The 22,990-nt window shown below is 67.3% G+C and carries 19 protein-coding genes and 1 pseudogene; 16 read left to right on the plus strand and 4 right to left on the minus strand.

The window, feature by feature from the left end:
• Nucleotides 1–109: 109 nt before the first annotated feature.
• A complete protein-coding gene (locus tag ACN675_RS02185; RefSeq protein WP_197255106.1) occupies nucleotides 110–1,006 on the minus strand; it encodes a 3-hydroxybutyryl-CoA dehydrogenase in 897 nt (298 codons plus the stop codon).
• Nucleotides 1,007–1,248: 242 nt separating this feature from the next.
• The gene (gene aceA, locus ACN675_RS02190) at nucleotides 1,249–2,538 is read right to left on the minus strand and encodes an isocitrate lyase (RefSeq protein WP_420749353.1); all 1,290 of its coding nucleotides are present in this window, start codon (nucleotides 2,536–2,538) and stop codon (nucleotides 1,249–1,251) included.
• 514 nt (nucleotides 2,539–3,052) lie between these two features.
• Between aceA and ACN675_RS02195 the strand changes: the two genes are divergently transcribed.
• The 14 genes and pseudogenes from ACN675_RS02195 (at nucleotide 3,053) to ACN675_RS02260 (ending at nucleotide 20,392) form a co-directional block, all read left to right on the plus strand.
• Nucleotides 3,053–4,258 carry an FAD-binding oxidoreductase gene (locus ACN675_RS02195; protein ID WP_420749411.1) on the plus strand — a complete coding sequence of 402 codons (1,206 nt, stop codon included), beginning with the start codon at nucleotides 3,053–3,055 and terminating at the stop codon, nucleotides 4,256–4,258.
• A 53-nt stretch (nucleotides 4,259–4,311) separates the two neighbouring features.
• Entirely contained in the window at nucleotides 4,312–5,724 is a 1,413-nt protein-coding gene (ramB, locus tag ACN675_RS02200) for an acetate metabolism transcriptional regulator RamB (RefSeq protein ID WP_420749354.1), read from the plus strand.
• Nucleotides 5,725–6,101: 377 nt separating this feature from the next.
• On the plus strand, nucleotides 6,102–7,370 hold the full coding sequence (urtA, locus tag ACN675_RS02205) for an urea ABC transporter substrate-binding protein (RefSeq protein WP_420749355.1): 1,269 nt from the start codon (nucleotides 6,102–6,104) through the stop codon (nucleotides 7,368–7,370).
• 38 nt (nucleotides 7,371–7,408) lie between these two features.
• Nucleotides 7,409–8,293 carry an urea ABC transporter permease subunit UrtB gene (gene urtB / locus ACN675_RS02210; RefSeq protein ID WP_420749356.1) on the plus strand — a complete coding sequence of 295 codons (885 nt, stop codon included), beginning with the start codon at nucleotides 7,409–7,411 and terminating at the stop codon, nucleotides 8,291–8,293.
• Nucleotides 8,293–9,411 carry an urea ABC transporter permease subunit UrtC gene (urtC, locus tag ACN675_RS02215; RefSeq protein ID WP_420749357.1) on the plus strand — a complete coding sequence of 373 codons (1,119 nt, stop codon included), beginning with the start codon at nucleotides 8,293–8,295 and terminating at the stop codon, nucleotides 9,409–9,411. The genes urtB and urtC overlap by 1 nt, the downstream gene beginning before the upstream one ends.
• Nucleotides 9,408–10,190 carry an urea ABC transporter ATP-binding protein UrtD gene (gene urtD, locus ACN675_RS02220; RefSeq protein ID WP_420749358.1) on the plus strand — a complete coding sequence of 261 codons (783 nt, stop codon included), beginning with the start codon at nucleotides 9,408–9,410 and terminating at the stop codon, nucleotides 10,188–10,190. Before urtC ends, urtD begins: the two co-directional genes overlap by 4 nt.
• On the plus strand, nucleotides 10,190–10,882 hold the full coding sequence (gene urtE, locus ACN675_RS02225) for an urea ABC transporter ATP-binding subunit UrtE (protein WP_420749359.1): 693 nt from the start codon (nucleotides 10,190–10,192) through the stop codon (nucleotides 10,880–10,882). Before urtD ends, urtE begins: the two co-directional genes overlap by 1 nt.
• Nucleotides 10,882–11,568 (plus strand): GntR family transcriptional regulator, encoded by a 687-nt coding sequence (locus tag ACN675_RS02230; RefSeq protein WP_420749360.1) that lies wholly within the window; start codon nucleotides 10,882–10,884, stop codon nucleotides 11,566–11,568. Before urtE ends, ACN675_RS02230 begins: the two co-directional genes overlap by 1 nt.
• A 5-nt stretch (nucleotides 11,569–11,573) precedes the next feature.
• A pseudogene (locus ACN675_RS02235) lies at nucleotides 11,574–12,104 on the plus strand (carboxymuconolactone decarboxylase family protein); the annotation flags it as partial.
• A gap of 190 nt (nucleotides 12,105–12,294) precedes the next feature.
• The gene (locus ACN675_RS02240; RefSeq protein WP_420749361.1) at nucleotides 12,295–16,653 is read left to right on the plus strand and encodes a TIR domain-containing protein; all 4,359 of its coding nucleotides are present in this window, start codon (nucleotides 12,295–12,297) and stop codon (nucleotides 16,651–16,653) included.
• A 15-nt stretch (nucleotides 16,654–16,668) separates the two neighbouring features.
• The gene (locus ACN675_RS02245; protein WP_420749362.1) at nucleotides 16,669–17,604 is read left to right on the plus strand and encodes a hypothetical protein; all 936 of its coding nucleotides are present in this window, start codon (nucleotides 16,669–16,671) and stop codon (nucleotides 17,602–17,604) included.
• Nucleotides 17,601–19,202 (plus strand): trypsin-like serine peptidase, encoded by a 1,602-nt coding sequence (locus ACN675_RS02250; RefSeq protein ID WP_420749363.1) that lies wholly within the window; start codon nucleotides 17,601–17,603, stop codon nucleotides 19,200–19,202. Before ACN675_RS02245 ends, ACN675_RS02250 begins: the two co-directional genes overlap by 4 nt.
• A complete protein-coding gene (locus tag ACN675_RS02255; protein ID WP_420749364.1) occupies nucleotides 19,199–19,906 on the plus strand; it encodes a hypothetical protein in 708 nt (235 codons plus the stop codon). The genes ACN675_RS02250 and ACN675_RS02255 overlap by 4 nt, the downstream gene beginning before the upstream one ends.
• Nucleotides 19,907–19,978: 72 nt before the next feature.
• A complete protein-coding gene (locus tag ACN675_RS02260) occupies nucleotides 19,979–20,392 on the plus strand; it encodes a hypothetical protein (protein ID WP_420749365.1) in 414 nt (137 codons plus the stop codon).
• Nucleotides 20,393–20,775: 383 nt separating this feature from the next.
• Here the strand turns inward: ACN675_RS02260 and ACN675_RS02265 are convergent, their stop codons facing one another.
• On the minus strand, nucleotides 20,776–21,327 hold the full coding sequence (locus ACN675_RS02265) for a hypothetical protein (protein ID WP_420749366.1): 552 nt from the start codon (nucleotides 21,325–21,327) through the stop codon (nucleotides 20,776–20,778).
• Nucleotides 21,328–21,415: 88 nt separating this feature from the next.
• Between ACN675_RS02265 and ACN675_RS02270 the strand changes: the two genes are divergently transcribed.
• Nucleotides 21,416–21,790, plus strand: a complete 375-nt coding sequence (locus tag ACN675_RS02270; RefSeq protein WP_420749367.1) for a winged helix-turn-helix transcriptional regulator — start codon at nucleotides 21,416–21,418, stop codon at nucleotides 21,788–21,790.
• A gap of 7 nt (nucleotides 21,791–21,797) precedes the next feature.
• Here the strand turns inward: ACN675_RS02270 and ACN675_RS02275 are convergent, their stop codons facing one another.
• Nucleotides 21,798–22,154: a cupin domain-containing protein gene (locus ACN675_RS02275; RefSeq protein ID WP_420749368.1), complete on the minus strand. Its 357-nt coding sequence runs from the start codon at nucleotides 22,152–22,154 to the stop codon at nucleotides 21,798–21,800.
• Between the two features lie 177 nt (nucleotides 22,155–22,331).
• On the opposite strand from ACN675_RS02275, the gene ACN675_RS02280 reads away from it, so the two are divergent.
• Complete coding sequence (locus ACN675_RS02280; RefSeq protein ID WP_420749369.1) at nucleotides 22,332–22,982, plus strand: helix-turn-helix transcriptional regulator; 651 nt, start codon at nucleotides 22,332–22,334, stop codon at nucleotides 22,980–22,982.
• The last annotated feature ends 8 nt before the right edge of the window (nucleotides 22,983–22,990 follow it).

A 22,990-nucleotide genomic window follows, 5' to 3' on the forward strand; every position in this document is an offset into this window, starting at 1 on the left:
GAATCGACCTTTCCCTCATGCACCTCGCGCCCGTGCACCGACGAGCAGTGCGCAGGTGGCACTGCTGTCGGGCACGGGCGCCGAAGTACGGTGTGGTGCTACCTACTGCTTAGCTGGCCTTCTTGGAGGCCCGACCGTTTTCGGCGTATTCGTAGAAGCCGGCACCCGACTTCTTGCCGACGAGGCCGGCCTCCACCATGCGCAGCAACAGCGGCGGGGCCGAATACAGCGGCTCCTTGAACTCCTCGTACATCGAGTCGGCGATCGACTTGACGGTGTCGAGCCCGACCAGATCGGTCAGCGCGAGTGGGCCCATCGGGTGGGCGCAGCCGAGCACCATCGTCTTGTCGATGTCCTCCTTCGTCGCGAAGCCGGATTCGACCATCCGGATCGCCGACAGCAGGTAGGGCACGAGCAGCGCGTTGGCGATGAAGCCGGCACGATCCGAGGAGCGGACGACCTGCTTACCGAGAATGTCGGCGGCGAAGGCCTCGGCGCGCTGGGCGACCGTGGAGCTGGTCTTCAGCGTGGTGACCAGCTCGACGAGCGGGAGCACCGGCACGGGGTTGAAGAAGTGCAGGCCGATGACGCGCTCGGGGGCGCTGGTGGCGATGCCCAGCTTCATGATCGGGATCGACGAGGTGTTCGACGCGAGCACCGCGTTCGGGTCCGTGACGATCTTGTCGAGTTCGGCGAAGATCTCGCTCTTGACCTTCTCGTCCTCGACGACGGCCTCCACGACGAGCTGACGGTCCGCGAAGTCACCGAGGTCCGAGGTGAACCGGAGGCGCCACGCGGCCTGCTCCCGCTCCCGTTCGGTGATCTTTCCGCTGCTCACGCCCCGGTCGAGGGACCGGAGGATGCGGGCACGTCCGGCAGCTGCGAGTTCGCGGGTCTGCTCGAACACCAGTACGTCGACATGAGCGCGCGCGCACACCTCGGCGATACCTGCGCCCATGATCCCGGCGCCGATCACGCCGACGCGCTGAATCTTTTCGCTGGTCACGTCAGCTCCTTCTCGTCATGTGGGGTTGGTCGTGGAGGGTCTTGCACAGGGTGGTCCTGCACAGGTGGTCCTGCACGGAGTGGTCTGTAGGGGGGTACTTGCACGACGATCCGGCGGGGATCATCCACCGACCGGATCGTCGCAGGGGTCTTGCTGAGTCCAGCCGGTACGGCTGGGGTGAAGTCACCGCGGCGGGAGTCCGGGACGGATCCCGCCGCGGTGTGTGACTTCGAAGCCTGTTCCTAGTGGAACTGGCCCTCCTCGGTGGAGCCCTTCAGAGCAGCCGTGGAGGTGTTCGGGTCGACCGTGGTGGCGATGGTGTCGAAGTAGCCGGCACCGACCTCACGCTGGTGCTTGATGGCGGTGAAGCCGCGCTCCTTGGCCGCCTTGAACTCGCGCTCCTGCAGGTCGACGAAGGCGGTCATGCCCTCGCGGGCGTAGCCGTGGGCCAGGTCGAACATGCCGTAGTTGAGCGAGTGGAAGCCGGCGAGGGTGATGAACTGGAACTTGAAGCCCATCGCGCCGAGCTCCTTCTGGAACTTCGCGATGGTCGCGTCGTCCAGGTGAGCCTTCCAGTTGAAGGACGGCGAGCAGTTGTAGGCCAGCAGCTGGTCCGGGAACTCGCTGCGGACGGCCTCGGAGAACTTCTTGGCGACCTCGAGGTCCGGCACGCCGGTCTCCATCCAGATGAGGTCGGCGTACGGGGCGTAGGCCTTCGCACGGGCGATGCAGGGCTCGATGCCGTTCTTGATACCGAAGAAGCCCTCGGCCGTGCGGGTGCCGTCGAGGAACTCGCGGTCGCGCTCGTCGACATCGGAGGTGATGAGGGTCGCGGCCTCGGCGTCGGTGCGGGCGATGACGACGGTCGGGACGTCCGCGACGTCGGCCGCGAGACGGGCCGAGGTCAGGGTGCGGATGTGCTGCTGGGTCGGGATGAGCACCTTGCCACCGAGGTGACCGCACTTCTTCTCCGACGCGAGCTGGTCCTCCCAGTGCGAACCGGCGACACCGGCCGCGATCATGGCCTTCTGCAGCTCGTAGACGTTGAGGGCGCCACCGAAGCCGGCCTCACCGTCGGCGACGATCGGGGCGAGCCAGTTCTCGACCGAGGTGTCACCCTCGACCTTGGCGATCTCGTCCGCGCGGAGCAGCGCGTTGTTGATGCGGCGGACGACCTGCGGAACCGAGTTCGCCGGGTACAGCGACTGGTCCGGGTAGGTGTGGCCGGAGAGGTTCGCGTCACCGGCGACCTGCCAACCGGACAGGTAGATGGCCTTGAGGCCGGCACGGACCTGCTGCACGGCCTGGTTGCCGGTCAGGGCGCCGAGCGAGTTGATGTAGTCCTCGTTGTTGACGAGATCCCAGAGGATCTCCGAGCCACGACGGGCGAGGGTGGCTTCCTCGACGACGGTGCCCTGCAGCTTCACGACCTGCTCGGCCGTGTAGTTACGGGTGACGCCCTTCCAGCGGGGGTTGGTGTCCCAGTCCTTCTGGATTTCCTCAGCGGTCCGCGGGGTGCCGGTGGTCGACATCAAAGCTCCACTCTCTAGATTCGAATCCGCTCCGGGTGTTCAGCAGTACGTGCGTACGACTTCACACCCTTCGCGTGCCGTTCGGATGTACACAATGACAATGACACAGCCGAAAAAGGCCGTCTACCTGTTACAAATGCCAACCTTGGCTAGCTTTCGCGGGAGCTTTGCAAAGTTTGTAAATCAATGGCCGTTCCAACGACCTTGCAAACGACCCCATTGGTTACCGGCGAGTAGCTCTACCTCGGCATTCGTGGCGCACCCGTCGGCGAGCCTTCCACGACACCGGACCCGCGGGACCGGTCGCCTCGGGGGTCGCCCCGGCCGCGGATGTGGGGGGTTTCACACCGGCCGGGAGGTTCGAGCAGGGATTTTCCTCGTACCTCGATCGCGAGGATTCCTGCAATCGGCCGTAACATGACTCGCGACGACCAGGTCGGGGCTGGACCCGTCGCGCACACCTGCCTGCGCAGCTGCTCGTGTCTCGCCCACCCCTACGAGCAGAGGAGCGGTCATCCTTTCCCCTACGTCGTACGACGTCATCGAGGCCACACTGCCCGCCGTGGAGGCCCACATCGGCCGGATCTCCGAACGGTTCTACGAGCGCCTGTTCACCGCGGCGCCCCTGCTGTGCACGGACCTGTTCAATCGCACGAACCAGCGCAACCGCGAGCAGCAGAAGGCACTCGCGAGTTCGGTCGCCGCGTTCGCCAAGCTCCTGATCACCGAGCAGCCCGAGGACATCGACGCGATCATGTCCCGGATCGCCAACAAGCACGCGTCGATCGGCATCCAGGCCGGGCACTACGAAATGATCCGCTTCCACCTGTTCGCCGCGATCGCCGAGGTGCTCGGCGACGCGGTGACCCCGGCCGTCGCAGCGGCCTGGCACCAGGTCTACACGCTCATGGCGGGCTCGCTCATCAAGCAGGAAGCCGCGCTGTACGACTCGGCCGGGGTACCCCACGGACACGTGTGGCGACTGGTGGTCGTCTCGGAGGTCGAACACGACGGGGCCAACGTCGCAACCTTCGTCATGCGCTCACTCAACGGGCGACCTCTACCCGATTTCCTTCCAGGACAATACATTTCGATCTGCGTGCGACTCCCCGACGGCACTCGTCAGATCCGGCAGTACACCCTCGTGCGAGGGCGGGTCCCGGGCGAGTGGGCCATCACGATCAAGCGGGTACCGGACGGGCTGGTCTCCTCGTTCCTCTTCGACACCGTCCGTCCCGGCAACGAACTGATCGTCTCGCACCCTTTCGGCAGCCTCCACGTCGAGGCCGGCGGCAACCCGCTGGTGCTGATCTCCGCCGGCATCGGCATCACCAGCACACTGACCGCCCTGCAGAGCCTCGCCGAGACCGACCCGCGGCGCCCCGTCGTCGCGCTGCACGTGGACCACTCCCCCTACGACCATGCGCGTCGTGCGGACATCACCGACCTCGTCTCCCGGCTGGCGAATGCGCGGATGCAGGTGCGTTACAACGATTTCGAAGAGTTCCACGTGCAGGGGCGGTCACCCGTCGACGATCTCGACATCCCGCCGGGGGCCACGGTGTACGTGTACGGGCCGGTCGCGTTCATGCGCACGGTCAGGGACGGCCTCGTCGCGCGCGGAGTACCCGTCGAGTCGATCCACTACGAGGCGTTCGCGCCCGGATCGTGGCTCGGTGCCGACCGTCCCCAGCAGGTCGTTTCCGCGCGACACGATTAACACGTTGCGAACACTTCGTTGCAAAGCTTCGCAGCTGGTCGTACGCTGGGCGGATGGCCAAGACCTTCGTGGGAGCCCGCCTGCGTCAGCTGCGTACCGAGCGGGGCCTCAGCCAAGCCGCACTCGCCAAGACCCTCGAGATCTCCGCCAGCTACCTGAACCAGATCGAGCACGACGTCCGCCCCCTCACCGTTCCCGTACTGCTGCGGATCAGTGAGGTCTTCGGCGTCGACACCACCTTCTTCTCCTCCCAGGACGACACACGCCTGATCGCCGAGATGCGGGAGGTCGCGCTCGACCAGGAGATGGGGATCGAAGCCGACGCCCAGGAGATCGCCGAGATGGTCGCCGCGCATCCCGGGCTGGCCCGGGCGATGGTGAACATGCACCGCCGGTTCCGCAACACCACCGCCCAGCTCGCGGCCGCGACCGAGGACCGGTACAGCGACGGCAGCGGCAGCGGCGCCATCACGATGCCGCACGAGGAAGTGCGCGACTACTTCTACCAGCGGCAGAACTACCTGCACGAGCTCGACACCGCGGCCGAGGAACTCGCCAATCGCATCAGGTTCCACCGGGGCGACGTCGGCGGCGAGATCGCCAAGCGGATGGCCTCCGTGCACGACGTGCAGATCGTCAAGCGCATCGATCTCGGCGAGAACGTCCTGCACCGATACGACCCGGAGACCCGCACCCTCGAGATAGCTCCTCAGCTGTCCGGCGGGCAACAGGTCTTCAAACTCGCCACCGAGCTCGCCTACCTCGAATGCGGTGATCTCATCGACAAGATGGTCGAGGACGCCATCTTCACGTCCGATGCCTCACGCTCGCTGGCACGCCTCGGTCTCGCGAACTACTTCGCGGCGGCGATGATCCTGCCGTACACACAGTTCCACGAGATCGCGGAGGACTTCCGCTACGACGTCGAACGGCTCTCTGCGTTCTACGGCGTCAGTTACGAGACGATCGCCCACCGGCTCTCCACCCTGCAGCGGCCGAAACTGCGAGGGGTGCCGTTCTCGTTCGTCCGCGTCGACCGGGCCGGCAACATGTCCAAACGCCAGTCCGCCACGGGCTTCCACTTCTCCACCAGCGGCGGCACCTGCCCGCTGTGGAACGTGTACGAGACCTTCGCGTATCCGGGCAAGATCATGACGCAGATCGCACAGATGCCCGACGGCCGCCGCTACCTGTGGGTCGCGCGGACCGTCGAACGCCGCGCGGCCCGCTACGGGCAGCCGTCGAAGACGTTCGCGATCGGCCTCGGCTGCGAGTTGCGCCATGCGCATCGACTCGTCTACGCCGACGGCCTCGACCTCGACGATTCCAACCCCGGCACCCCGATCGGCGCAGGCTGCCGCATCTGCGAACGCGTCAACTGCCCGCAGCGCGCGTTCCCACCACTCGGCAAGGAGCTGGACATCAACGAGCACCGCAGCTCGGTCTCGCCCTACCTCATTCGCTGACCCCGTCCACCGACCCGACGCCACACGCGAACCCGTGCCGCCGGGTCGTCGCATGCTGTCCGCCCCCCCTCCCATCGCCTCCCCCTCGCTCCCCTCCCCTCCCCTCCCCTCCCCTTCCCTCGCCTCCCCCTCCCCTTTCCGAGCGAGCGGCACATTCGGTCGGATGAAGGAGACGAGCGGTACATTCGCTCGGATATCGGGCCCCGTCCACGGGTGAGTTCACGCAGACGAAACATCGAACATCCAATTGTCACAAGCAGATATACCCGCGCAACACCATCCCTTTACTGTTTGGCCGACGAATACAGCGCTGTATACGCAGCCCGGATACACCGGGGAACCGAGGCTTCTCATCTTCCAAACAAGGGGGCATCTCCATGTCAGTTGCCAGGTCCACATTCGCCAAGCGTGCCGTCGCCGTTCCGGTGGCACTCGCGGCTGCCGGTCTGCTTCTCACCGCCTGCGGCAGCAAGGCCGGTGACACCGCGACCGGCGCGACGGGCGAATCCTGCGTCGACACCTCCGGCGACACGATCAAGGTCGGTTCGCTGAACTCCCTGTCCGGCACCATGGCAATTTCCGAAGTCACCGTTCGCGACTCGATCGCGCTGGCCGTCGAGGAGATCAACGCCTCAGGTGGTGTGCTCGGCAAGCAGATCCAGATCGTCGCCGAGGACGGAGCGTCCGAGCCGACGGTGTTCGCCGAGAAGGCCGAGAAGCTCATCAGCTCCGACTGTGTCGCTGCGGTGTTCGGCGGCTGGACGTCGTCGAGCCGCAAGGCGATGCTGCCGGTGTTCGAGGACAACGACGCACTGCTGTACTACCCGGTGCAGTACGAGGGCCTGGAATCGTCGCCGAACATCTTCTACACCGGCGCGACCACCAACCAGCAGATCGTGCCGGCGCTGGACTACCTGAAGGAGAAGGGCGTCAAGTCCCTCTACCTCGTCGGTAGCGACTACGTGTTCCCGCAGACGGCGAACCGCATCATCCGCGCCTACGCCGAGGCCAACGGCATCGAGATCAAGGGCGAGGACTACACCCCGCTCGGCTCGACCGACTTCTCGACGATCGTCAACAAGATCCGCACCGCCGACGCGGACGCGGTGTTCAACACCCTCAACGGCGACTCCAACGTCGCATTCTTCCGCGAGTACGCCAACGTCGGCCTGAAAGCCGCTGACATGCCGGTGGTCTCGGTGTCCATCGCAGAGGAGGAGGTCGTCGGCATCGGCGCCCAGAACATCGAGGGCCAGCTCACCGCGTGGAACTACTACCAGACGGTGGACTCCCCGGAGAACAAGTCGTTCGTCGACGCCTACAAGGCGAAGTACGGCGCGAACAAGCCGACCTCGGATCCGATGGAAGCCGCCTACACCTCGGTCTACCTGTGGAAGAACACCGTCGAGAAGGCCAACTCGTTCGCCGTGGCCGACATCCAGGAGGCAGCCGACGGCGTCACGTTCGACGCTCCCGAAGGCACCGTCACGATCGACGGCGACAACCACCACATCGCCAAGACCGCACGCATCGGTGAGATCCGCGGCGACGGACTGATCTACACCGTGTGGGACTCGGGCTCCCCGATCGAGCCGGACCCGTACCTGAAGAGCTACGACTGGGCTTCGAGCCTGTCCGGTAGCTGAGCCGATACGACCGGGAAGCCGACGAGGAAGGGGGCGATATGGATGTCGTGGTAGGACAGCTGTTCACGGGTTTGAGCATCGGCTCGATCCTGCTGCTGGCAGCGCTGGGCCTGTCGTTGACGTTCGGCCAGATGGGCGTGATCAACATGGCCCACGGCGAATTCATCATGGCCGGTTCGTACACCGCATACGTTGTGCAGCAGGCGATCTCCGCGGCCGGAGTCTCACTGCTGATCTCCCTGCTCGTCGGCTTCCTGGTCGGCGGTGCGATGGGCGTGCTGCTCGAGGTCACGCTCATCCGCCGCATGTACCATCGTCCGCTCGACACACTGCTCGTGACGTTCGGCGTGGGCCTGCTGCTGCAGCAGGCCGCCCGTGACATCTTCGGTGCACCGGCGGTCAATGTGGTTGCCCCGCAATGGCTGTCCGGGGGTGTCGAGGTCCTGGGTGCGGTGGTTCCGAAGACCCGCCTGTTCATTTTGGTGCTGGCCGCCGTGTGCGTCGTCGCGCTGATCGTGGCGATGAAGTACACACCGATGGGCCGTCGCATCCGGGCGGTCGTGCAGAACCGCGATCTCGCCGAGACCGTCGGTATCTCCAGCCGGCGCACCGACATCACCACGTTCTTCCTCGGCTCCGGACTCGCCGGCCTGGCAGGGGTCGCGCTGACCCTCATCGGCTCGACGAGCCCGACGATCGGGCAGTCGTACCTGATCGACGCGTTCCTCGTCGTCGTCATCGGCGGTCTCGGCCGCATCGAGGGTGCCGTGATCGCCGCGGTCGCGCTCGGCCTGCTCAATTCGTTCATCGAATACTCCACCACCGCGTCGATCGCGAAGGTGATCGTGTTCGTGATCATCGTGGTCTTCCTGCAGATCCGCCCGCAAGGTCTGTTCGCGGTCAAGACAAGGAGCCTGGTCTGATGTCCGTTCTCACCCGGCCCGGACCGGTCCGCACGTGGGCGGGATTCGCGATCGCCGCGCTCGTGCTGTTCGGTCTCGCCCCCGCCGTCCTGTCCGACTTCCGCCTCAATCTGCTCGCGAAGTTCCTGTGCTTCGCCATCGTCGCCGCCGGCATCGGCCTGGCCTGGGGCCGCGGCGGCATGCTGACCCTCGGCCAGGGCGTGTTCTTCGGCCTCGGCGCCTACATGATGGCGATGCACCTGAAGATCGCCGACGCCGAGGTGCGCGGCGACACCGTCCCGGACTTCATGCAGATCGCGGGTATCCGTGAACTGCCCGCGTATTGGGTGCCGTTCACGTCGCCGCTCGTGACACTGCTGGGCATCCTGCTCGTGCCCGCCCTGCTGGCTCTGCTGCTCGGCCTCGGCGTGTTCAAGCGACGCGTCAAGGGCGCCTACTTCGCGATCCTGTCCCAGGCTCTCGCCGCGGCGTTCGCGATCCTGCTCGTCGGCCAGCAGAGCACCGGAGGATCCAACGGCCTCAACCGGTTCCGCACGTTCTTCGGTTACGACCTGTCCGATCCGGTCAACAAGCGGATGCTGTTCTTCATCGTCGCGGCGATCCTGTTGCTCGTCGTCGCCGCGACCCGCCAGCTCATGCACTCGCGCTACGGCGAATTGCTCGTCGCAGTCCGCGACCAGGAGGAGCGCGTCCGGTTCCTCGGCTACGACCCCGCGACCGTCAAGGTCGTCGCCTACACGGTCGCCGCGTTCTTCGCCGGCATCGCCGGTGCGATGTTCGTGCCGATCGTCGGGATCATCTCGCCCGCGGACATCGGCATCGTGCCGTCCATCGCGTTCCTCATCGGGGTCGCGATCGGTGGCCGCACCACACTGCTCGGGCCGGTGCTCGGCGCGATCGGGGTTGCGTGGGCGCAGACGTCGCTGTCGGAGAGCTTCCCGTCCGCGTGGACGTATGCGCAGGGCCTGCTGTTCATCGTGGTCGTCGGATTCTTCCCCGCCGGACTCGCCGGGATCGCAACGCTCCGGCGCCGCAAGCGCACCGGAAGCGACGCCCCCGCACAGGAACCCGATATCGAACCGACCGCCGAGAACACCGAGATGGAGCCGGCACGATGACCGAACCCACTTTCGGCGGCAACGCCGGAATGTCCAGCCAGTACCTCGAAATCCGTGATCTGCGAGTGCAGTTCGACGGCTTCACCGCAGTCGACGGCGTCGACATGACCCTGCTGCAGGGCGATCTGCGGTTCCTCATCGGCCCCAACGGCGCCGGGAAGACCACGCTCGTCGACGCCATCACCGGTCTCGTCCCCGCGACCGGGTCGGTCACCAAGTCCGGGGTCGAACTGCTCGGCAAGAAGGTCCACAAGATCGCCCGGCTCGGCGTGGGCCGCACGTTCCAGACGGCATCGGTGTTCGAGGAACTGACGGTGCTGCAGAATCTCGACATCGCCGCCGGCGCCGGCCGCAGCCCGTGGCAGATGCTGCGCCGCCGCAAGGACGTGCTGCCGCAGATCGAGGAGGCCCTCGAAACCACCGGCCTCGGGGCCCACCGCGACATCCCCGCCGGGATCCTCGCGCACGGCCAGAAGCAGTGGCTCGAGATCGGCATGCTCCTCGTGCAGAACTCCGACGTGCTGCTGCTCGACGAACCCGTCGCCGGCATGAGCCACGACGAACGCGAGGAGACCGGCCAGCTGCTGCGCCGCATCGGTGCCGAGCGCACCGTCGTCGTCGTCGAACACGACATGGACTTCATGCGCGCGTTCGCGACCTCGGTGACGGTGCTGGCGCGCGGCAAGGTCATCGCCGAGGGCACCGTCGAAGAAGTGCAGAACGATCCTCAGGTCCAGCAGGTCTACCTGGGTACCGCCAGCCTCGAGGAGGCGCTCTGATGCTCGAACTCGTCGACGTCCGTACCGGTTACGGACGCACCGAGATCATCCACGGGGCCACGATCACCGTCCCGTCCGACGGGGTCGTCGCCGTCATGGGCCACAACGGTGCCGGCAAGACCACCCTGCTGCGGGCCGCCGTCGGGCTGCTGCCGGTCACCGTCGGCAAGATCCTGTTCGACGGTGAGGACATCACCGGGTTGCGTCCGGCGGCCCGCGTGGCCCGGGGTCTCGCATACGTTCCGCAGGGCCAGCAGTCCTTCGGGCAGCTCACCTGCGCCGAGAACCTGCAGGTGGTCGCGGACGGCCGTAAGAACGGCAAGGCGCTGATCGCGGAGATGCTCGATCTGTTCCCCGCGCTGGTTCCGCTGCTCGATCGCCGCGCGGGCCTGTTGTCCGGTGGCCAGCGCCAACAGCTCGCCATCGCCCGCGCGCTGATCACCCGCCCGCGGATGCTCATTCTCGACGAACCGACCGAGGGCATCCAGCCGTCCGTCGTTCAGGAGATCGAGAAGACGATCGTGGACCTGAGCCGGCGCGGCGACCTGGGGGTGCTGCTCGTCGAGCAGCACATCGGATTCGCCCTCGCCAACGCCCGCCACTACTACGTCCTGGAATCGGGACGCATCACCGCGACCGGCGAAGGAGGCGCCGACGCCGCTCGTACCGTTCGCAGCGCGATGGCGATCTGATGTTCTCCGGCGGCACCCGGCGGGAGCGCGTCTACCGGGCTCTGCGCGCCGATCTGACAGCGGGCACCGTCTCGCCCGACGAGCGCCTCAGCGAGGAACGGCTCGCCGAGCTGTACGGGGTCTCCCGCACACCGGTGCGGGAGGCCCTGGCCCGCCTCGTCTCCGAGGGTCTCGTCGAGCGGCGTGAACACGGGCTGTTCCCGTACCGTCCGCGCTTCGAGGACCTCGGCGACCTCTACGAGCTGCGGGCCACGCTGGAACTGCGCGGCATCATGCGCGCAGTGTCCGGGGTGGTCGTCCACGACCGGGACGTGCTCGGGGCCGAACTCGAACGGTGGTACCGCTTCCGCAGCGATCCGCCGGCTCCCGATTCGGGGTTCGTCACGCTCGACGAGGAGTTCCACCTGGCGCTGCTCGCCGCGTCGGGGAACGACGCCCTGTGCGACGCGCTCGATTCGGTCAACGCGAAGGTACGCACGGTCCGGATGTTCGACGAGCTCGGCCCGGAACGGGTGGAGCGCGCCGTCGACGAGCACATCGCCGTCGCGGAGGCGGTACTCGACGGAAGACTGGACGACGCGCACACCCGGCTGCGCGAGCACATCGTCGACGCGTGCGCGGCGATCATGCAACGCACCGAGGCGGCGCGGACGATGGCCCGGCTCTCGCGAGCCGTGCGAGACTAGCGCGCATGACGCCCCGCATCACGCCCGGACGGTTCGCTCAGCTCGGCCCGGTCAACTGGATCACCTGGCGCGTTCTGTCGCTGGCGTCGGGAACGTCCGACGCGCAGCTGTTCAGCACACTGGGTCGCTCCGGTGGCCTGTTCCGCGGCTGGCTGCACTACTCCGCCAAGCTGTTGCCCGGCGGCGGCAAGCTCCCCCGCCACGAATCGGAGCTGATCATCCTGCGCGTCGCGCACCTGCGCGGCTGCGACTACGAGATGGACCACCACGTGCGGCTCGGTCGTCGCGCGGGCGTGACCGCGGAGATCCTGCAACGCCTCATCGAAGGGCCGCAGGCCGAGGGGTGGAGCCCGCGTCACCGTGCGCTGCTCACCGCAGTCGACGAACTGGTCGCGACCAAGGACCTCACCGACGAGACGTGGTCGGCGCTGGCCGAACACCTCGACGTCCGCCGCCTGATCGAATTCTGCCTGTTGGTCACGCAATACGACGGTCTGGCGACCACAATCCGCACCCTGCGCATCGAACGCGACTTCCCCGCGTCGAACTCGCCCACCGATTCGGAATCCGCTCATCCTGGCAACCAACGTGCTAAGTGAGCGGATTCGCAGTCACCGCGTCGATCGGCGGGTGACCGCGAAAATCGAGTAGTCGACTACTCGTGCCTGCGACGACACCGCGCGGAACGCTGAGGTCATAGTTTCCCCGCAGCGAGCGGAGCAGACGATGACCCGCATCTTCCTGAGCCATTCCAGCCGGGACAGCCGGCAGGCGGTCGCGCTGAAACGGTGGCTCGTCGAGCAGGAACCCGGATTCGCGGGCGAGATCTTCCTCGACATCGATCCGGAGACCGGGCTGGCGCCGGGTGTGCGGTGGCGCGATGCACTCACGCAGACCGCGGCACGCTGCGAGGCCGTCGTGTGCCTGCTGTCGACCGACTGGGAGTCGTCGCAGGAATGCACCAACGAATACCGCACCGCCGAAAATCTGAACAAGCGGATCTTCTGCGCCCGGCTCGACGCGACGGCTGGGCGGTACACCCACGAATGGCAACACTGCGACCTGTTCGGTGACGGGCCGACCACCGAGATCACGGTCGACGGCGAACCGATCGTGTTCCGTACCGAGGGGCTGCGAAGGCTGCTACGCGGCCTGCGTGACGCCGGGGTTGGTGCCGAACATTTCGCGTGGCCACCGCCCGGCGATCCGGACCGGGCTCCCTACCGCGGGTGGGAACCTCTCGAAGAGCAGGACGCCGCCGTCTTCTTCGGCCGCGACGAGCAGATCATCAGTGGACTCGACAAGCTGCGGGGCATGCGGGCGTCGGGGTCCGCGACGCTGTTCGTCGTTCTGGGACCGTCCGGTGCGGGCAAGTCGTCGTTTCTGCGAGCGGGCCTGCTCCCACGGCTGCGCCGCGACGACAGACACTTCCTTCCCCTGGGCATCGTGCGTCCGGAGCGCGCCGCGCTGACCGGCGAGCACGGACTGGCCCGCGCGGTTCATACGACACGCACCGAACTGGGGTTGCCCACGCCCCCGCTGGGCGAGATCAAGGCGGCGTGCCGATCGGGCGACGCCACACGGGTCACCCAGTGGCTGCGAGAGATTCAGCAGAAGGCATCCGACCGGCTGCTCCACGACACCGGCAACACACCCCTTCCCACCCTGATCCTGCCGGTGGACCAGGCCGAAGAACTGTTCGCAGCAGACGCAGGCCCCGAGACATCGCAGTTTCTGACACTGCTCGCCCGGCTCACACGTCACTCCCCCGGCGACGACGAACCCCTGCTCCTCATCGCAGCGACGATTCGCTCCGACCGTTTCGAGACGCTGCAGACAGTCCCGGAGCTGGCGGACGTGCGATCCGAACTGTTCAACGAACTCAAGCCGATGCCGCGCACCGAGTTCAAGGAAGTCGTGTGCGGTCCCGCGGCCCGCGCCACCGCCGCGGGACGTCCCCTCGAGGTCGAGCCCGCCCTGCTGAACCGGCTGCTGTCCGCGTGTGGGCAGGGCGCCGACACCCTCCCGCTGCTGGCCCTCACCATGGCCCGGCTCTACGAGGACTACGGCAGCTCCGCGCGACTCACCCTCGCCGAATACACCGCGATGGGCGGCATGCACGCGGTCGTCCAGACCGAGATCGACAACCTGCTTTCCTCCGATCCCGACGAACGCAGCACACAACTCGAGCACCTGCGCACCGCGTTCGTCCCGTGGCTGGCCAACATCGACCAGTACACCGACCAGCCGATGCGCCGTCTCGCCCGGTGGTCGGACCTGCCTGCGCCGAGCCGGCCGCTGCTCGACGCGATGGTCGCTCGACGGCTCCTCGTGAAGGGTGAGCGCGACGGCGATGTCGTCGTCGAAGTCGCCCTGGAAAGCCTGCTGCGGCAGTGGACCGATCTCGCCGGCTGGCTCCACGAGGAACGCGACAACCTCCGGGAGGCCGACGTGCTCGAACGGGCCTCCGCGGCGTGGCGGAAAAACAATCGGCAAGAGGCGTGGTTACTCGAAGGCGAGCGCCTGACCGACGCCGAGGCATTGGCTGCGCGAAAGGGTTTCCGGGACAGGCTGAGTCCCGTACGACCGTACCTCCTCGCATCACGGCAACGGGAGGACCGACGTGTTGCCGACGAGAAGCGCCGCCGCGAAGCGGAGTTGGAAGCGGCGCGCGAGAAGCAGGAGGCGGCGGAAGCGCTGGCCGCTGCGGCAACCGAAGCGAGACAAAAGGCTCAGGAATACGCCACCGTACTGCACAAGCAGTCACGGAGGTTGCAGACGGTACTGGCGGCGATGGTCGTCGTCGCCCTCGTCGCAACCGCCGCATTCGGCTGGGCGCTGCGCTCGGATCACCTCGCCGACACCCGAAGGGACGAGGCGGTCGCGTCGCGGCTGGTGGCCGAAGCCCAGTCGATTCTCGCGGATGCCAGCAGCGGGAGTGAGGTTCGTGCGATCAATCAGCTGCTCGCCGCCCCCCACGTCGCCGAAACAGACGCCGGCGTACTGCTCGGCGCGCTTGTCGCCCGTCGCGACAACCTGAAGATCTTCGAAGCTCCGGCCATGATCCACAGCGCCACCTACAGCCCCGACGGGACGCGCATCGTCACAGGCGACGACGGCGGCACAGTTCGCGTGTGGGATTCGCAGACCGGTCTTTCCGTCCTTGACCCGATGCAGCACGGCGACGCGGCCGTGTTCCGGGTGGCCATCAGTCCGGACGGAACGCGAATCGCGTCGGGCGACTACAGCGGCACCGTCCGTGTATGGGACTCCGCGACAGGCCAGCCGATCGGCACCCCGACAAACGACTCGCCGACGATGGTGTCGAGCCTGGCATTCACCGACGACGGATCCCGGATCCTTTCGACACACTACGATGGGGCGCTCCGCTGGTGGGATCCGAGCACCGGACAGCTCGACAGCGAACCCGTGACCGATCTCGTCGGCGGTTCGGTGCAGTCGATCGCGTTCAGCCCGGACGGACGATGGCTCGCTACCGGAAGCGAAGACAACGGAATCCGGTTGTGGGATATGTCCACCCCCGAGTACAACCTCGTCGGTGAGACGATGACGGGCCATACCCGGCTCATCGCTGCACTCGCGTTCAGCCCGGACAGTCGGCAACTCGTATCGGGCAGCGACGACGGCACTGTACGGCTGTGGGATGTCGCGACTCACCGTGAGATCGGCAGTCCGATGATCGCCCCGAGCCCGACAACAAGTGTCTCCTTCGACGCCGACGGACGACGCATCATCTCCGGAGGTTTCGACGGGACGATCAGAGCCTGGGACACCGACCGGCAACAATCCGTCGGCGTACCCCTCACCGGTCACGAGGGGCCCGTGACCAGTGTGGCGTTCAGTTCGGACGGCCGGCAGTTGTTTTCGGCAGGGTGGGACGCGACGGTGCGAACGTGGGACGCGACGACCACCCTGCCGGTGACCGGCAATGCCGGGAGGATCTACGGCGTCATGACCGACACGCACAGCCATCGCATCGTCTCCGCAAGTGTGGAAGACGAATCACTACGTCTGTGGGACCTCGACACCGCGAAACCGCTTGGGGCGCTCAGCGGGCACAACGGCACCATCGAGGTCGTCACGGCTACCGACGATGGGCATCTACTCGCCTCGGGCGGCAGCGACGGCACCGTGCGTGTTTGGAACATCGGCGCCGGCCAGCCCGTCGGATCTCCTCCAACCGGACAACAGGGTGCCGTCAAGTACGTCGACTTCAGCCCCGACGGCCACCGGCTTGCCTCCGCAGGCGACGACGGCACCATCCGGTTCTGGAACACCGACACCGGCGCACCGATCGGCGATCCCGTCCAAGCTCTGCACGAGGGCACAATCAACGCAATCGACTTCAGCCCCGACGGCCACCGCCTCGTATCCGGCGGCGATGACGGCACCATTCGACTCTGGAACGCCGACACCGGCGCACCGATCGGCGATCCGATCCGAGTCGGGACCGAAGTGCGGCAAGTCGGGTTCACCGCACACGGCCACCGGATCTTCTCGGTTTCGTTCGTCCAAGGTCTCCAGCTGTGGGATCCGGAAACCGGACAGTCGCTCGGCGTGGAATCCGGGGACAAGGCAGCCACATTCCCCGTCGATATCAGTCCCGACGGCACACGCATCGTCGCCGGTGGAACGGACTCCGCGTTGCGGCAGTGGGACGTCGAGACCGGGCGACTCCTCGGATCGGAGATGCTCGGACACCGCGGCGGGCCGACCAGCGTCAAGTACAGCCCGGATGGTCGCTACATCGTCTCCGGCGGCTCCGAGGGCGACATCCGTCTCTGGGACGCCGCCACCGGCCGGCTGATCGCGGTACCCATAACCGGCCACGCTGGGTGGGTAGCGGCCATCGCATTCACCTCCGACGGACGGCGCCTCGTCTCGGGCGGGACAGACGGCACCCTCCGGATGTGGAACATTCCACCGTCGACACCGGAGGAGGCGACGGACATGTTGTGCTCCAAACTCACCCGCAACATGACCGAAGAGGAATGGCGCGAGTGGATATCCCCCGACATCGATCCCGAGACAGTGTGCCGAAACCTTCCTCCCGACACCGAATGACGAAGGAGTACCACCATGCCTCACGTAACGTTCGTCCACGGCATCGGCAACAAGCCCGCCCCGGACGAACTTCTGGACCAATGGCGCATCGCACTGTTCGACGACGACGGCCTCGATCTCGACGCCATGGGTGTCACCTCGTCGATGGTGTACTGGGCGGACACGCTCTACGCGCAGCCCGCTGCCGCGTTCACCGCCCACGAGTCCACCCTCGGGCCGGACGATCCCACCGAGTTCGAGGTTCAGGATCCGGACTGGATCTGCGAATTGCCTGACGACGAGCGGCGGTTCGTCGAACGTCTGGGCCGCGAAGTCGGAGTTGCCACGGTCGAACCCGTTCCCGGCGAGTGTGAAACGCTCGTGCTGCCGGACACGGAACTCGAGGCGATCCCGCTGCCACCCGCGATGAAGAAGCGACTGATGCAGGTGTTCCTGCGCGATGTGCATCATTTCCTCTACGACGCTTCGTTCACACCGCGACCGGGCGAAACCTTCCGGATCCGCAGCGATATCCGTGAACGTGCCTTGAAAGCCTTGCAGGAGAGCGATTCCCAGCCCGGTCCCCACATCGTCGTCGGGCACAGCCTTGGCAGCGTCATCGCCTACGACGCCCTGACCGCGATCGACGACGCCCCACGCGTGGATGCACTGCTCACCGTCGGTAGTCCGTTGGGAATCTCGGAGGTCCAGGACGGGCTGACGCCACCGTGGACACGCAACGACGGCTGGCCGGCGCGGTGCCTCGGCGACGGCCGGTGGACCAACGTGTACGACCCGCTCGACCCGGTCTGCGGGTTGCTCGACCGGCAGATCGCGGGCGACTTCCTGCATGCCGGACAGCGGAAGGTCACCGATGTCGGGGTGTCGAACACCGGCAGCTGGCGGCACAGTATCGGCAAGTATCTCGGCCAGCCCCGACTCCGAGATTTCCTGCGCCAGGTGCTGGAATGACGACCGTCGACGTCGCCTGGATCGACCGGATCGCCTGCTCCGCAGGTACTTTCGACTGGCCGGAGGTGGGCCGGATCGTCCAGGAGTACTGCCGATTCCTCCGCGGACCGGACGAACAGCCTCCGGCAGAGGTCATGTGGATGCTCGCCGGGTTGCGCCGGTACCGCAGATTCGACGACGTGATTGCCGTCGCGGACGCCGCCCTGGGTCGCGGACTGGACCTTCCTGCGGTGCGGCGGCAGTACGCCCAGGCGCTCGTCGACCGGGGTATGCCGGCGGCCGCATTGCATCTGTATTCCGAGCTGGCCGACGATCCGCAGACGCCGGCGTCGGAGCGGGTCGAGGCGCGCGGTGGGATCGGCCGGTGCCACAAACAGCTGTTCCTCACCACCGGCGACCCCGCGCGTCGGGCGCATCACCTGCGGTCGTCGCTCGACGCGTATCTGACAGCGCGTGACGAGGCACCGGCCCGGCCGTGGCACGCGATCAACGCGGCAGCCCTGCTCGCCCGCGCACATCGGGACGGCCTCGCTGTCCCCGGCATCACCGATCCCGCCGTGTTGTCCCGCGCACTCGCCGCCCAGGTGCTCGGTGCGATCGAGACGGCGGCCGAACCCGACGCGTGGGCCGCCGCGACCGCCTGCGAAGCGGAGGTCGCGCTCGGCGATCCTGCAGGTGCCGATTCCTGGCTCGACGCGTTTCTCGCCGATCCGGGAGTCGATGCGTTCAAGATCGCCGCACTACTGCGGCAACTGGTCGAGGTGTGGGAACTGACCACCGCCGCGCAGCCCGGCGACACCATGCTGCCGCTGCTGCGCTCGGCGCTTCTGCACCGCGACGGCGGCGGCGTGCTGGTCCGCGATCGCGAGGTCGGCACGGCCCGGCTCGCCCACCTCGAGAAGGTGTTCGGCCACGACCGTTACCAGTCGCTGACGTGGTACCGCCATGGGCTGTCGCGGTGCCGTGCGGTCGCGCAGGTGTGCACACCGTCGGAGGACGGGGTGGGGACCGGGTTCGTCGTCGTCGGCCGGGATCTGCATCCGGACCTGCCGGAGCGGGTGCTCGTCACCAACGGACATGTCGTGCCCGAGGGGGTTGCCGCCGCCGACGCGGTGGTCGTGTTCCATGCGCGGGACGCCTGCACGGACCGGTTCCGGCCGGTGCGTTGCTGGTGGTACGCCCCGTCCGACGGCGCGGGTCTGGACACCTCCGTCCTGGAACTGGACGGCTGGCCCGGCGACGTCGAGCCGTTGCCCGTCGCAGCACGCCTGCCCGCACTCGAACCCCGTCCGCCCCGCGCGTATCTGATCGGGCACCCGCGCGGTCTTCAGCAGCCGCAGTTCTCGCTCCAGGACAACATCGTGCTCGACTACGATGACACCCGGGTGCACTATCGTTCGCCCACCGAGGGAGGCAGCTCCGGCAGCCCGGTGTTCGACGACCAGTGGCGACTCATCGGGTTGCACCACGCAGGCGGCGTCGACATCCCGCGGCTGAATCACAAGGGCGGCACGTACTCGGCGAACGAGGCGATCACGGTCGGTGCCCTCCGCGCGGCGCTCGCACACCGCGCACCCCGGGCCAGGGAGGTGGCGTGACGGTCGGCGGCGACGTGGTCGAGGTGGGTGGACGGGAGCTGGCCCTGATCCGTATCCCGCCGGGTACACCGCCGCGACCGGGAGACGGACTCACCGCACTGCTGCGGGCAACCGGTGTGTCCCCCGGTGCCCCCGCAGTGGTCCTCGTCGGGGGTGCGGATGGCATGGCACCGTCGGACGCCGCTCTCTGCGAGCGTCTGTTCGTTCCGCTCGTGGCGACGATCGAATCCTTCGGCGCGACCTTGATCGACGGCGGCACGGACTCCGGGGTCATCGGACTGGTCGGGCGGGAACGCCGCCGGAGCGGCGCTCAGGGGGTGCATCTCGGGATCGTCGCGGAAGGAACGGTGCGCTGGCCCGGACACGACGGGACACTGCCCGATTCGGCCGCGCTGGAACCGAATCACACCCATATCGTCGCCGTCGAGGGAGATCACTGGGGCGACGAGACGCCGTGGCTGGGCGCGGTCGCCGAGGCCGTCGCCCTGGGATCACCGACCGTCACGGTGCTCGCGAACGGCGGCGGGATCGCGCGGGACGACGTCACACAGTCGCTGGCCGAGGGGCGCCCGGTTCTCGTGCTGGCGGGCACCGGCCGCGCCGCGGATCTGCTCGCCGCGACCGCGGTGTCCCCGCTCGTCACGGTCGTCGCGCCCGAACCCGAGGCCGTGCGGACGGCGCTCGAGGCTGCATTGCTGGGCTGACCGCGAAATGCGCTTACCGCTTCGGAATCCGCCCCCACTGTAACGTGAACGACTTCGCACCCACCGCGTGGATTGGCGGGCGGCCGCTCGCTCGAATCGCTGTGCGACGACGTCGAACCGCGTCGGATCGGCCCACGTCCAGCGGATGACCTCGAATCCGAGATCGCGCAGGGCGGCCTCGCGGAGTTTCTCGGTGAACACGTCGCGGTGGTCGACGTACTTGCCGGCGCCGTCGAACTCACCGACCACTCCGCGCCGGTCCCGGAAGAAGTCGACGCGGACGCGTCGGCCGTCGCGCAACACGAGGGGATGCTGGAGCGCGGGACGTGGCAGTCCGCTCTCTGCAATCCGTACGCGGGACAGCGATTCCCGGGACTTTCGCTGCGCGCGTCGAGGAACGGCACAATCGCTGCGGCCCGTGCGATCCCGCTTCGGTGGCGCGCCGACGCCAAGGTCACGGGCATCAGATCCAGGGTGTCCGGGTAGGTCCACCGCGCCGGGCGACATCGTCGAGGCGACGTGCCGCGCCCGCACCCGGTGACGCGCGGGGCTGTCCAGCCGGTCGTGATCGGCGCGCCACAGGTACACACCCCGCGAGAGGGTGACGAGGTCGCCGGCCCGCACCGCGGCACGAATGTGGTCGTCCGAGAAGCCCGATGCGAGCAGGTGCGATCAGGTCAGTGGTCGAGGGTCGATCATGAGGCGACCCTGCCCGATCCGATCCGGCCGAACCACCCACACCAGGCCCGAATCAGGACTTCTGCGGATGAATCACACGCCTGTGCACAACCGTCGGATCGGTTGATGCGCCGCATGATTCGGAATCTACCCACCCTGTAGCGTGGGCGGATTCCGGATCACCGCGCAAGTCAGCCGCGCAGCACGTCCGCGACCGGGGTCGCGTCGCGTCCGATCAGGCGCTGCAGGTCGCCGCTCTCGGTGTCGAGGGCCCCGGCGGCGATGCCCGCGTCGGAGTCGGCGAGAACAGCCGCGAACTGGGACGGTACCCCTGCGCCTTCGAGGACCTGCGTGTACTCCTCACGCGACAGGTCCTTGTACACGACCGGCTTCCCGACGACGCCGGACAGCGCTTCGGCAAGTTCCGTGTAGGTGAGCCGGTCGCCACCGAGTTCGTACACCTTGCCGGCAGCGTCGTCGGCGAGCAGCACGGCGGCCGCGGCCTCGGCGTAGTCCTTGCGGGCCGCTCCCGCGACGCGGCCGGTGCCCGCGGCACCGAACAGCGCCCCGGTCTCGCGGGCGGTGCCGACGGCCGATTCGTAGTTCTCCCAGTACCAGTCGGCAGCCTTCGCAGCATCCCGGACCACGGCGACGATGTCGGCCGCTGCGACACCCCGCCCGAGGAGCGCGGCGATGGTCAGGCGCCCGAGGTTGCCGGTCGCTCCGGTCACTGCAATCGTCATGTCGACTCCAATTGTTGATGCTTCAACTTCTGCACCATCACAGCACTAACTATTAGTAAGCGCAAGACGGTCGGGATATCGTCACACCATGGCCTCGGACCCAGCGCTCGCAGCGGACGTGTTCGCGCGCTGTTGCGAATCCCGCCGGACGATGCTGGAGATCACCGGCAGATGGGGAACCCTCGTCCTGGTCGCCCTCGGCGACGGCACCCACCGATTCGGGGAACTCCGGCGCCGGATCGACGGCGTCAGCGAGCGCATGCTGTCGCAGACCCTGCAGCAGCTCGAACGCGACGGCCTCGTCGCACGCGACGTCCGGGCAACGGTTCCGCCGCACGTCGAATACCGCCTCACGGAGCTGGGTTCGAGATTCGCGCAGCACCTGCGCGGCCTGATCGAACTCGTGCAGGACGCGATGCCGGAAGTGATTGCAGCCCAGGAGCGCTACGACAGCGCTCACTGAGCGAAGCTCATCGCAGGACGACGAGTGTGACCACCGAGTCCTCGTGCGCGACGAGGCGATGCATGATTCCCGCCTCGACATGAACGGCGGTTCCGGGCACCAGCTCGATCGACTCCCCGCCGACCTCGAAGGTCACGTGACCCTTCGCCCCCGAGACGAGAATCGGGAAGCCCGCACGGTGCTCCTCCATGGTCTGGCCCGCGGCGAAGCTCAACCGCACGACGGTTGCGCCCGGGCCGGCCGCCATGCGTTCGATGCGGGGCGTAGGGCCGTCCTGGACGTTCAGGTCGGCGAGTCCTTCGATTCGCGTCACACCGGCGGTGCGGCTGTCCGGCTCGGTGTGCACCGACGGGTTCTGCGACATGTTCGACTCTCCTTCGTAGTGACCGAGCGCGACCCGACCGCGATTCCGGAACCGATCGCCGTCACCGTAACGTTGACCTCGTCGCGCTGTACCGGCGACGACTATAAAGGAAATTACTCATTTGAATACGGCGGGACTCACGCGAGGCCCACCGAGCGTTCGGCAGAGGGGCAGGAATTGGCACGACAGGTCAAGCAACGAGACCGCGTTCTCGCCCTGCTCGAAACGTCGGCCGAGCCACTCGACGCCCACCTGCTGGCCGACGATCTCGACCTGCACGTCACAACCGTCCGCTTCCATCTCAACTCGCTCATCGAGGAGGGCCTGGTCCGGACCCGGCAGCTCGAGTCGACGAAGGTCGGCCGGCCGCGTCTCGGATACACCGCCGTGCCGAAACCGTCCTATACGGACCTCGTCGCACTGCTCGCGGCCCGGCTCGGCGGCACCGCCGAGGAGCGGGAGCGTAAGGCTTGCGAGGTGGGACGCGACTGGGCGGGCATGCTCGGATTCGCCCCGGCCGACACCACCGACGCGGGCGCCTTCGTCATCGACGCCCTCTCCCGCCTGGGATTCGAAACCCGATCCGCGACAAGCGCATTCGGAAACCACGAGCTAACGTTGTGCACATGCCCCCTGGTCGAGATCGCCCGCACCAACCCGGAGGTCGTGCGCGGCATCCAGCGCGGACTCATCCAGCAGATCCTCGACGACAACGCGGCCGCGCTCGGCGCCCGATACACCGCCGCGGTCTTCCCGGACCCGCGGGACGGCAATTGCTCGATCCGCCTGGCACTGAGGAAGTCGGACAGGGACGCCGAGGCGTCGTAACGCCAGCC

The organism is Rhodococcus sp. O3 (genome assembly GCF_048897285.1).
Lineage (GTDB): Bacteria > Actinomycetota > Actinomycetes > Mycobacteriales > Mycobacteriaceae > Rhodococcus.

Excerpts from the sequence above, each read along its gene's own strand:
- ACN675_RS02250 (WP_420749363.1), top strand. The coding sequence starts at position 17,601 with ATGACGACCGTCGACGTCGCCTGGATCGACCGGATCGCCTGCTCCGCA.
- ramB (WP_420749354.1), top strand. The coding sequence starts at position 4,312 with ATGGCCAAGACCTTCGTGGGAGCCCGCCTGCGTCAGCTGCGTACCGAG.
- ACN675_RS02230 (WP_420749360.1), top strand. The coding sequence starts at position 10,882 with ATGTTCTCCGGCGGCACCCGGCGGGAGCGCGTCTACCGGGCTCTGCGC.
- urtE (WP_420749359.1), top strand. The coding sequence starts at position 10,190 with ATGCTCGAACTCGTCGACGTCCGTACCGGTTACGGACGCACCGAGATC.
- urtD (WP_420749358.1), top strand. The coding sequence starts at position 9,408 with ATGACCGAACCCACTTTCGGCGGCAACGCCGGAATGTCCAGCCAGTAC.
- ACN675_RS02275 (WP_420749368.1), bottom strand. The coding sequence starts at position 22,154 with ATGTCGCAGAACCCGTCGGTGCACACCGAGCCGGACAGCCGCACCGCC.
- ACN675_RS02245 (WP_420749362.1), top strand. The coding sequence starts at position 16,669 with ATGCCTCACGTAACGTTCGTCCACGGCATCGGCAACAAGCCCGCCCCG.
- ACN675_RS02270 (WP_420749367.1), top strand. The coding sequence starts at position 21,416 with ATGGCCTCGGACCCAGCGCTCGCAGCGGACGTGTTCGCGCGCTGTTGC.
- ACN675_RS02240 (WP_420749361.1), top strand. The coding sequence starts at position 12,295 with ATGACCCGCATCTTCCTGAGCCATTCCAGCCGGGACAGCCGGCAGGCG.
- urtB (WP_420749356.1), top strand. The coding sequence starts at position 7,409 with ATGGATGTCGTGGTAGGACAGCTGTTCACGGGTTTGAGCATCGGCTCG.
- urtC (WP_420749357.1), top strand. The coding sequence starts at position 8,293 with ATGTCCGTTCTCACCCGGCCCGGACCGGTCCGCACGTGGGCGGGATTC.
- urtA (WP_420749355.1), top strand. The coding sequence starts at position 6,102 with ATGTCAGTTGCCAGGTCCACATTCGCCAAGCGTGCCGTCGCCGTTCCG.
- ACN675_RS02265 (WP_420749366.1), bottom strand. The coding sequence starts at position 21,327 with ATGACGATTGCAGTGACCGGAGCGACCGGCAACCTCGGGCGCCTGACC.
- aceA (WP_420749353.1), bottom strand. The coding sequence starts at position 2,538 with ATGTCGACCACCGGCACCCCGCGGACCGCTGAGGAAATCCAGAAGGAC.